The organism is Pedobacter sp., from assembly GCF_035566355.1.
GTDB lineage: Bacteria > Bacteroidota > Bacteroidia > Sphingobacteriales > Sphingobacteriaceae > Pedobacter.
The window spans coordinates 1-10,169 of sequence record NZ_DATMRL010000695.1 but is presented as its reverse complement, the minus strand read 5'-3'; the positions used below and the strand labels follow the sequence as shown (position 1 = coordinate 10,169).

Annotated in this window: 8 protein-coding genes; all 8 read right to left on the bottom strand. The window is 39.1% G+C overall.

Going from position 1 to position 10,169, the window contains the following annotated elements:
* Window positions 1-1,205 (bottom strand): hypothetical protein (locus VNZ46_RS27375; protein WP_325564542.1); only part of this gene is annotated, 1,205 nt, incomplete at its 3' end.
* Window positions 1,206-1,243: 38 nt separating this feature from the next.
* A complete protein-coding gene (locus VNZ46_RS27370; RefSeq protein ID WP_325564540.1) occupies window positions 1,244-2,632 on the bottom strand; it encodes a sugar porter family MFS transporter in 1,389 nt (462 codons plus the stop codon).
* Between the two features lie 35 nt (window positions 2,633-2,667).
* Window positions 2,668-4,446 carry a class I mannose-6-phosphate isomerase gene (locus VNZ46_RS27365; protein ID WP_325564538.1) on the bottom strand — a complete coding sequence of 593 codons (1,779 nt, stop codon included), beginning with the start codon at window positions 4,444-4,446 and terminating at the stop codon, window positions 2,668-2,670.
* Window positions 4,447-4,647: 201 nt separating this feature from the next.
* Complete coding sequence (locus VNZ46_RS27360; protein ID WP_325564536.1) at window positions 4,648-5,328, bottom strand: GNAT family N-acetyltransferase; 681 nt, start codon at window positions 5,326-5,328, stop codon at window positions 4,648-4,650.
* Window positions 5,312-5,794, bottom strand: a complete 483-nt coding sequence (locus VNZ46_RS27355; RefSeq protein WP_199083354.1) for a MarR family winged helix-turn-helix transcriptional regulator — start codon at window positions 5,792-5,794, stop codon at window positions 5,312-5,314. Before VNZ46_RS27355 ends, VNZ46_RS27360 begins: the two co-directional genes overlap by 17 nt.
* An 81-nt stretch (window positions 5,795-5,875) precedes the next feature.
* On the bottom strand, window positions 5,876-6,877 hold the full coding sequence (locus VNZ46_RS27350; RefSeq protein WP_325564533.1) for a metallophosphoesterase family protein: 1,002 nt from the start codon (window positions 6,875-6,877) through the stop codon (window positions 5,876-5,878).
* A 285-nt stretch (window positions 6,878-7,162) separates the two neighbouring features.
* A complete protein-coding gene (locus VNZ46_RS27345; RefSeq protein WP_325564531.1) occupies window positions 7,163-8,398 on the bottom strand; it encodes a thioredoxin family protein in 1,236 nt (411 codons plus the stop codon).
* Window positions 8,399-8,468: 70 nt separating this feature from the next.
* The coding region (locus VNZ46_RS27340) for an FUSC family protein (protein WP_325564529.1) at window positions 8,469-10,169 on the bottom strand (1,701 nt) is incomplete at its 5' end.

The window sequence follows — 10,169 nt, the reverse complement described above, 5'->3', positions numbered from 1 at the left end:
AACTGATTTGCATAATCTGTATAATGAAACATTTCTTCTGGCTCACTAAGACCCGTCAGAATATTAGCATACAAAGCCGACAAGCAAATACTACCCGATTTTACCGCATGTATAAATTTTTCCTTTTGTAAGGGACTGGCTTGTTTCATGTAATTCTCAACTACCCATAACGACTCAATGTTCCACTTGAACCGGGCCTCTTCCGGAAGTTTTTTTGTAGCCTCAATCATCTGCAAAGCATCATCAATATTCTTTATGTGAATTTTTAGTACTTCCGGCTGAAGGTGAGAATAACCTATATCGGTATGCGAATGGTGTATAAAATGTAAAACACGGTACTTTACAGGTCTCAACACCATGAATTTATGGATCAAGACTTTGCTACCAGTTGTAACATTGATCATAACGCTGTCCTCTTTCGAAACCGGATTGACGGGAATGTCAAATTGATTTACGCCATCGCGAAGTTGAAATGCATGTGATTGCTGGCCTTTGATATCAATAGTTACTGGCTCCTCTTTGCCAAAATGCAAAGCTGTCACTGTAATGATTTGCTTCCCGTCTTTTAATAAAAATGGTCTGGGATAAATATCTGCTTTTTCCTCAAATGAGAATTTAAAAGTCATATACCAGTCATTGCTGTTTTGTGCCTGCCCAACAATTTTAAGTCGCACTGGCATGCCAGGCTTAAGTTTGCTCACTGGCAAACGAAGATAGGACAGTCCATGAGCATCATTTGCGCCATCTCTTTTAGTTTGATGAAAAACCAAGGCAGAACTATCGGCGGCAACAAACCTCCAGTCTGGCGTTTTATGCGCTGGCTGAGTGGTAAAAGTTAGTAATTTTTCGTCGTTCACATACAAATCAAAATTTCGTGCCCCGCTGCTGCTGCCCGATGAATGCGCGGCAACCCAACTAAAGTATACGTACTTCCCTTTTATTTTCTGTGGAACCGGGGCCGTTTCCCATTCGATTACCTTTTGACCATCTGTACATCTGGTCAGTAAAGCCATGGTTGCATAATCCGGGAAAGCTGAATCATAACTTATATTTTCTCCCTTAATCTCTTTGGCATAACCATTAATCCATTGGATCTTACCGAAATAGGGAACCTCTTTTTGCGCCTGTACCCTATTTGCAAACAATAGAGCGATGAGCATTAAAAGCCCATTTTTTATCACACAGGAAATGTTATCTGATGGCATATTATATTGTGTTTAATATTGGATGGTATTTTCATGATCTATTTTACTTCTGAATTCCAGGCTTTCTCAATTTCTTCCAGGCTTTTACCCTTTGTTTCGAAAAGTTTCTTTTTTGCGTACAGGAAAGAGAGCAGACAAAAGAAAGAGAATATAAAGAATGTGGTCGCGATACCAAAGCCGTCCCTCATCATCGGAAACAACAAGTTCACCACCCAATCAGAAACCCACATGGTCATAATACACATAGACAAAGCGGTTCCTCTGATATGTGTTGGAAATATTTCTGTCGAGATCACAAACTTTAACGGTCCAAGAGAGAATGCAAAAAACAGAAGAAACAAAATGATGCTAGACAACATGAACCACCCTGTGATATTCATTAAGAAACACACCCCTGTTAGTGCCAAAGCAAGGGCAGCGCACAGAGAACCAACAATATATAAAGGTCTGCGACCCCAGGTATCCACTTTTGAAATCGCTATAAAGGTAAAAAGCACATTGGCCGACCCCAGAATAACCTGATAAAACAAGGCGTCGCTGGTCACAATACCTGCCGACTTTAAAATGGTAGGTCCATAAAAAATTACACCGTTGATCCCACTGAACTGCGACAGTGCAGTAAGCACCACTGCCAACGTTAATAGTTTCCTTAACGGCAAACGCAGCAACTCTTTATAGCCGCCTGATTTTTGACTGGCCATCTCTTTAATAGAATCCAACTCTACACGTGCCGTTTGTTCTCCATTTATTTTACTAAGGATCGCCAGGGCCTCCTCATTTCTGCCATATTGCGCCAACCAGCGTGGACTTTCAGGTACGATAAGCAATAACAAGCAAAATCCAGCCGCCGGAATAACCCCAACAATAAACATTCCCCGCCAAACATTCTCCACAAAGAACCAGTGAAACAACCCCTCACCACTTCCCGCATTGGCAGTAGCATAATCTTGTAAAAATAAATTGCTGATATAAGCAGCCAAAATCCCAACAGTGATGGCAAGTTGGTAAAATACAACCAATCTGCCTCTGCTCTGCGAAGGTGCTACCTCCGAAATATAGAGCGGGGAGACATTGGAAGCCACACCTACCCCGATACCTGCAAGAATACGAAAGAAAATCAACATCGGGTATACCTCTGAGAATGAAAAACCAACTGCACTGATTAAGAACAATACTGCAGAAATAAACAATACTTTTCTTCTGCCTATTTTATCGCTGAGATAACCTGAAAAGGCCACGCCACCAATACAACCTAATAAGGCACACGAAACAAACAATCCCTCCTGTGCAGATGACAATGTATACTGCAATTTTAAAGGCTCGATAATACCGCTCACCACAGCCATATCAAAACCGAACAAAAAACCGCCTAACGCAGCAATTAGTGTAATGAGAAAAATAAAATAATTTGCGCCTGTTCTTTCCATAATAGTCTAATTTGGTTATTTATCTTGGTTCAATTTTAACAGCAAATCTCTTTGACATAAGCCACCACTAAAAAGGCCTTTTGTGTTCCAGAATTGCGAACGGTATATTGTTCAACAGCTGCAGGAATCAAAAATGTTTCGGCATATTGAAATACGGAATTTCCAGTTCCAACTTTCACGTCAACAGATTGCCCTTCAACCAACATACAAATATGACATTGTCCATCCGTATATATAATGGCTTCATCATCAAATTCATAGCGGTCAACCGTATAGAAATGTTCTTGATGAGTAGGTAATTTCAACATTCTCCCTCCAGGCCATTCCTTCATTAACTTGGGATGCGAGATCAGATTTTCAGGCACATAATCCCCTTTGTATTCAAAATGTAAATTGTTAAATGCATGCTCAATATTAATAGGCCGAGGGTTTCCGTTAAGATCCAAACGAAGCCAATCGTACATTTTAAATGTAAAAATATAAGGTGTACTGCTAATTTCAAGTACCATATTATTTTTACCGGAAGCATGGACAGTTCCATTTGGAATGAGAAATAAATCATGTTTATGCGCCTTATGCTTTTGCACATATTTTTCTACTGGCAGTTCAACGCCATTGTTCTGCGCTTCAAGTAGTGCTTGTTTAAACTCATTCGGATTAACGTCCTCCTGGAAGCCTAAATAAACGTCGGCGTCTGGCTCGCAATCCAAAATATAATAGGTCTCATCCTGGGTAAACGTTTCCCCGAAATGCTCTTGAATATATGTGGTTCTTGGATGACACTGAATAGAAAGATTTCCGCCGTCATAGGTGTCTAGAAAATCGAAACGGATTGGAAATTCATTGCCAAATCTGCCCGCAGCTTTTCCCAGCATTTTGTAATTATTGCGGAATAAAAGGAAATCAAAAGAAACTTCAAGCAAGTATTTGTTGCCTTGCAGTACAATTCCATTTTCGGGTGTAATTAATTCGAAAGACCAGGCATAATTTATCTCCTCCTGAGGCAGTCCTTTAAATCTTTCCTTCATCCAATTTCCACCCCATATGCCAGCCTCAAACCAAGGCTTCGCTCTAAAAGGTTGTTCAAACATACTGTCCAGTGTATTTCTGAAATCGTCCCCTTTCATCCAGGTAATTTCATCGATACGCTGCTCATCAACAATATAATTAAGCTTGGAAAGCACCACCTCTTTATGTTTGTTTAATACCGGCCAGTCTACAAAATAGAACCGTTTATACATCTGGGTATTCTCAAGTACTTCTTCAGACCCAAGATTAGCAATGCTTTTAGCCCGCATACGATACTGGATTTCATTTTTAGGGACATCCAGGTAGATAACTGGTCCTTGCCAATTACTCAACGCAGCACCTGTTCCGTAAACAATGTGAAGGTCAATATCATCATTGGGTATTAGGAGTGGTAATTTCTCCTGATCAAAAAAGTCAATCAAGTTACCGGTATATTGTTTTCCAAATACCGGATCGTTGCCATTTAAGTTAGCAGCGATCAGTTCATTGATTTCTTCGGGGCTTTTTAGAGAAGAATCTATATTATACCATAATACCTTTTTTCTATAGCCATCAAAGCAGCGTTGTAAATTCATTCTGAACGAATCCCACAATACGCCACCAAAACCATCAATGGTTATGTTTTTCTCACTTAATAAACTCTGACACAAAGAGTCATAACCGGATTGCACTGCATATTGCGTACTAAAAGTTGGAACGATATTATAAAATGGCAGAGAAGGGGAAGAACTGGTAAGAGGTAATAAAGGCTGTAGTGTTTTTCGTACTGCTTGAATAGATTCCATTGATAATTTGATATTTTTTAAATCAGATAGTATAGTTTGTTCATATGTTCGAACATACTACGAATATAGAATAGTTTTATCACAATTTTCAATCGTTACAGTTTTTTTTAACACATCATAAACTGTAAGCAAAAATTTGCCTCCTAAATCAGGAGGCAAATTTGCAATCCAGAGCAATCCTATTGCTTAGAAAGCTCAGCCTTAGTTTCCAACTTTAATCTTCCAGAAAGTGATGCTCCTTCTCTTCACAAAACCAAGTCTCTCGTAGAGCTTAATTGCTCTGTCATTACTGCTCACCACATGTAAAAAAGGAATCTTGCCTTGATTTATCATCTGCTTAGCAACCAGCGAAACCAATTGGCCAGCATATCCCTTTCCAGTATGATCCGGGTGTGTACAGACTGCACTTACCTCACTTAAACCTGTCATTTTAAGTCTTTCACCAGCCATCGCAACCAGCCTCCCTTCTACCCTGATGCCATAATAAGCACCAATTTTTGCTGTATCTTCCTTAAAAAAACCAGGTTGAACGCTATTGATCAGCGCATACATTTCCGGAATATCTGGTTCAGCTAATTTCAAAAGTTCAATATTATCCTCATATTTAACAGCAATCAATTTCTCACAGACCATTTGGTCCCCCTCAATTTCACCCAATATTACCCATGATGGAGGAAGTTTGGGGAGTTCACCGATGATATAAATAACTTCCCCAGGTCTGGTCTCATGTTGAAGCATCCCCAAAGGATCAGCTGCATCTGTATCGAAGCCCACAAAGGGCAGAACATTTGCGGGATATCGTTTAGCCTTGCTTGTCCCGATACCAAAAGGCTTATGTGTACTGGTTAAGGCATACCAGGTAGGATTATCGAGTTCCAACATTTTGAAATCTTTTATAGTAGGATGTTTCCTCCAAGGTCTTTTCTATTGCCTCAAGCGTTTGCAGCAACTGGTGCTGCTGAGCAAAAAGCTGTTCATTTAAATCATTCAGCTTTTCCCATACCTTTTTAAAAGCCGGAAGACTTCTCTTGCCTTTAGCAGAGAGCTGAAGCAGCCGCTTTCGGCTATCCCCCGGAGCACTTACCGATTCTATATACCCCTTCTTTTCTAAATCTTTTGCTAAATGAATAATTGCAGGATGGGTGAGGCTAAGTTCGTCAGCGATATCCATTATTCCGATCTGTTTTCTCTTACTGATCAGAAAAAATAAAATGAAATATTTGATGTCAAATTGCAATTCATGATCTTCATATATCCTTGCTGCATCTTTAGATAAAACGTCATAAAGCCGTCTCATTCTGGAACCAATGGCTAATGGGCCAAGTTCATTGATAATATTCTGTGCCATATATGTAAGTATTTACGTAAATATTTACCAAAAATAAACACTAGATAAATAACCTCCAAAAAAAGATTACAGAACTTATACTTATAGCCTTCTATCTGAAATAAAGGGCACGATAGGATAAACATAATCTGTCAAATCTACTCCCAGTGCTTCAGGAGAGGATCCAACAAAAACAGATTGCTTTCCTTTAATTCGAATAGTTCCGTTCTGATCAATCTCCACCATCGCCCATAAAGGATCTTTATAAGGCACCGTGTATTTCAACATAGGTTTAACTTTGTCCACAGCCTCGGAATAACGGACCTCTTTATATTTATCCCCCAGCCATTGATAGGATGCGCTGTTGATCTGCACATAATGTATCCCATTGATATGGTTGTAATAATCCTGATGATGGTGTCCGCTCAGCACCATAATTATTTTATGTTTATTCTTTAGATTTGCCTGTTCCAAAGTATAACGCATCAAAGTACCGTTCTCCAATCCACCTGCATCATTGTCCAGACCTTGATGACAAAATACAATCGTAGGCAATACCGTTCCGTCCAGATCTTTTTTTAACCAATCCAATTGTGTCCTGGAAATAAAACGCGCGTACCCGGCAGGACGGTCTGGAGATGGGTTATGTTCATTGCCATCCAGCACAATAAAATGAAATCCATTGGCATCAAAAGAATAATACTTCGCTTTGGCTTTCCAGAATTCCACGACCTGATCACGTGTGTAACCCCCATCGGTATCATGATTTCCAATCACATGATAGCTGGGGCCTTTGAATTTAGCCCAGACATCCATTAATGGTAGATTCTCATTTTTAGGAAAACAAAGATCCCCCATCTGTATGATAAAATCAGGCACTTCCTTGTTCATTTCACTTATAAAGGCAGATAATCGATCTAAGCCATCATAAATCAGATCATGATGCAAATCTGTGATCACACCAAACCTGATCTTTGCTTTACCCGATTTCAATACAGTTTGCACACGGTCTGTTTGGGCAAATAGTTTTTGAACCGGACTAACCACCAATGCACCAAGTGCTAGCTTTTGCAGAAAATATCTTCGGTTTTCATTTTTCATCATTCTATCTTTCAATTTGGAGCTCAAATAAAGTATAGTAAAAATACACAAAGTACATATATACTAAACACAAGTAACAAAGAAAATAAATCTAAGTCAGTGTTATCTTTTGGTTCTTGAAGGATATAATGAAAATTATAGCAGATGATGGCTTAAATGGAACCCCAAAAAATCTGTCTGGGGTCTGGGTGGAGGCCTGTTGGGGTAAAAGGCACCCTTATCCCAACAAGACCCCAACAAGATATGCGTCAGATACGCCCCCCTCCAGTAAAAGCTTATGTATTTATCTTATTTTTCGACCCAGGTTTTCTCCCCTTTTTGCATTTTATCAAGGGTAGTCTGATAAGTTCCTTTCTCTTTTTCAGGAACTAATGCAATAGCTTTCTGCTGCACAGCAATGGCTTCATCTTTTTTTCCAGTTCTATATAGCAGATTAGCATAGGTATCTAAAAAAGCAGGTTCTTTACTTTGCGTTTCATCTACACTTCGTTTACTCCAGGCTAGAGCCTGTGCAACACATTCCGGATCTTTGCAATTTTCAAAAATTGTCCATGCAAAACTGTTGAGCATTTGTCCATTTGTTTCTTTCCCATATTTACCCATATAGGCTAATACAGCAGCTTGAAATTTAGACCAGTTACCTGTGTTCTGATAAAACTGAACCCGAAGAAGATCTGTTTGCTGACCCATATCTACAGTAGGATATTTTGTCTTTGCAACAGCAATCAGAGAATCCAGATTTGCTTTGGGATTTCTAAGGTACCGGTAAACTTCTTCCTGCAGGATGATACCGCCCAGCACCGCATTAGCTTTACCTTTTCCAAGTACGGCATCTACCTTCTTAGGGTCTTTAAGCAATAACTGAAACCCTTTACTCTTACTGTTATCCGTAAATTTGCTTAGAAATTCCAGATTTTCCTTAGTATACAAATCTTTCTGTGTATCCAGATAAGCTGCTGCCAGCTTGCCTGCATTTTCCTTGTCATAAGCCTCTTCTGCAGCAAAAGCAAGTTGCTTTAAGGTTTCGGGAGTTTTACTTCCTGTTTCGTATTTTTTCAACAGTGTATAATACTGCGTTTCCGGGTGCAATGCTTTCTCGGCCTTCGCAATAAACTGATCCGCTTCTCCACCGCCAACAATACGATGTACAAGTTCACCATTTGGAGAAAAGATCAGAAAGGTTGGATAAGCTTGGATCTTATAGGCCTTATTGATCGCATCAGCATCAGCATACCAGCTTTTAACCTCTTCGCTGTCACCGTTTGTTTTATCAAACTGCACCTTTACATTCACAAAGTTCTTATTAAAGAAAGCCCCCACCTTTTCCTGCGGAAAAATAGTGCTGCTCATATATTTACAAGGACCGCACCAGGTGGTAAAACAATCTACCAAGAGGTATTTATTTTCTTTTTTTGCTTTTTCTTTCACCTGTTGCCAGGTTGCCCCATGTTCAAAATGGGTTCCTTTTTCCTGTGCGATACCTATAAATGGCAGCACAAGTAGTAGTAATACTAATTTCTTCATTTGTTTTTATGTTATAAGTTCTAAGGCCTAATTTAATAATTTCCTAGGACACAAGGGTATACTTAAAACATTAACTGAAATTGGTCTTCAGCACTGAAGATAATGATAACAAAAGATGGAGTTGATGGTGCAATGTACCTTCGTTACTGCTATTGATCTCATTTTCTGACCAATGCACTTCTGTATTGATTCTTTTAATATCCAATAAATGACTTTTTTTAAGACAATAATCTAAGTTTTTGACAACCTCTTCTACGGTAAGACGATCAGAATTCAACTGATCCTGTTGCTTTGCCGACAGGGAGAGTGAAGCTATAATCGCATTGATCCTGTAGTTGAGAATTTGAATTTTATGGATACCCTGAATATCAATACTTTTACCCTTAGGCTCCAGATGGACATAATGAAGCGCTTCAGAAAACTTAGCCAGCTGGATATAACCACTTTTGCGGGCGAGCTTAGATTCTGTAATTCCGACCCCTTCTCCCCATAGCTCCGCAATCACCTTATTTAAATAATTAATATTGGCGTCAAGGATATTTGATATCAACGATTTAAGTCCCTTAAGCTCCCATATTGGAAAAAGAAAAGCAGCAAGAAAGGCCATCGCACATCCTGCAATGGTATAACCAATACGTTCGGTAATAATATAATCGGCATGACCACTGTAAATACTTAGACAAAGAATAACCATTGCAGTAATGCAGATTACGCTGACCACATATTTAATGCGGTTGAATGTAAAAAAGCCAAGCAGAAAAAATGTGGAAAGGCTAAGCAGTAAGGATTCCTGTCTGATGATCAGCAATAAAACCAGTCCAAGGATCGCTCCAATAAAAGTACCCGATAAACGTTCAATATTTCTTTTCCATGTCAGTCCGAACCTGGGTTTTGCAACAATGACAATGGTCAGCAGCATCCAGTAGCTATATTTTCCATATGGAAATAGAAATGTAATCAAATAAGCGCCTAAACACAGAAATGCCAACCTTAAAGAAAACCTGAAAATTGGAGAGCTAAAGGAGAAATGTTGTTTTAATGAACCTGGTTTTAGAAGCTGAGGAGGTAAAAAATCTTCATAAGCAATATCATTCCATTTAAGATCAGGATGAATGGCTGATATGGGTTGATCCTTTCTAATCACCTGTATGTGTAGGTCAATATCTTCAAGGTTTTTAAGAACCTTCAGAAGAATAGATGCATTTGTCTCATTTTCACTAATTGCATAATTTCTTAAAGAGGTTTTAATCTGTTCAAACTTGATCAAACGAAGCGATTGCTGTGCTTTTCTGGATGGCCTCAGGAAAGTACCACTCAGTACATTCATTTCTTCAGCAAGAATTTCAATCAACTCTATGATCAGGTTTAAAGCACCCGTTTTACTTAAAGCTTTTCTCACAAAAGCATAGTCGTAATGTATGGCTGTAACCTGCTCATATAAATCAATTACGCTTATGGCTGTTCTCAACAATTGCTGCCCTCTTTCATTGGTCGGCTTCATAGCCGTTTTATCACTAAGCAGAAGTTCTCTGATCAATTCCTGCTTTTCACTGACCTTGATGTGCAAAGCAATATTTTCCTGGTAGCACTCCTCTAATGGAATATCTGCATTATAGCAATTTGCTTTTGATTTCAGGAAAGCTGCCGTACTGGTAATACATTCAAATATAGCCTGGTGGAGTGAACGGTAAGGCAAGATGATGATCTGGAGCAAGCTGATCAGGTAATACCAGGATCCGCCAATAAAGATATACCAACTAAACAATAAAGG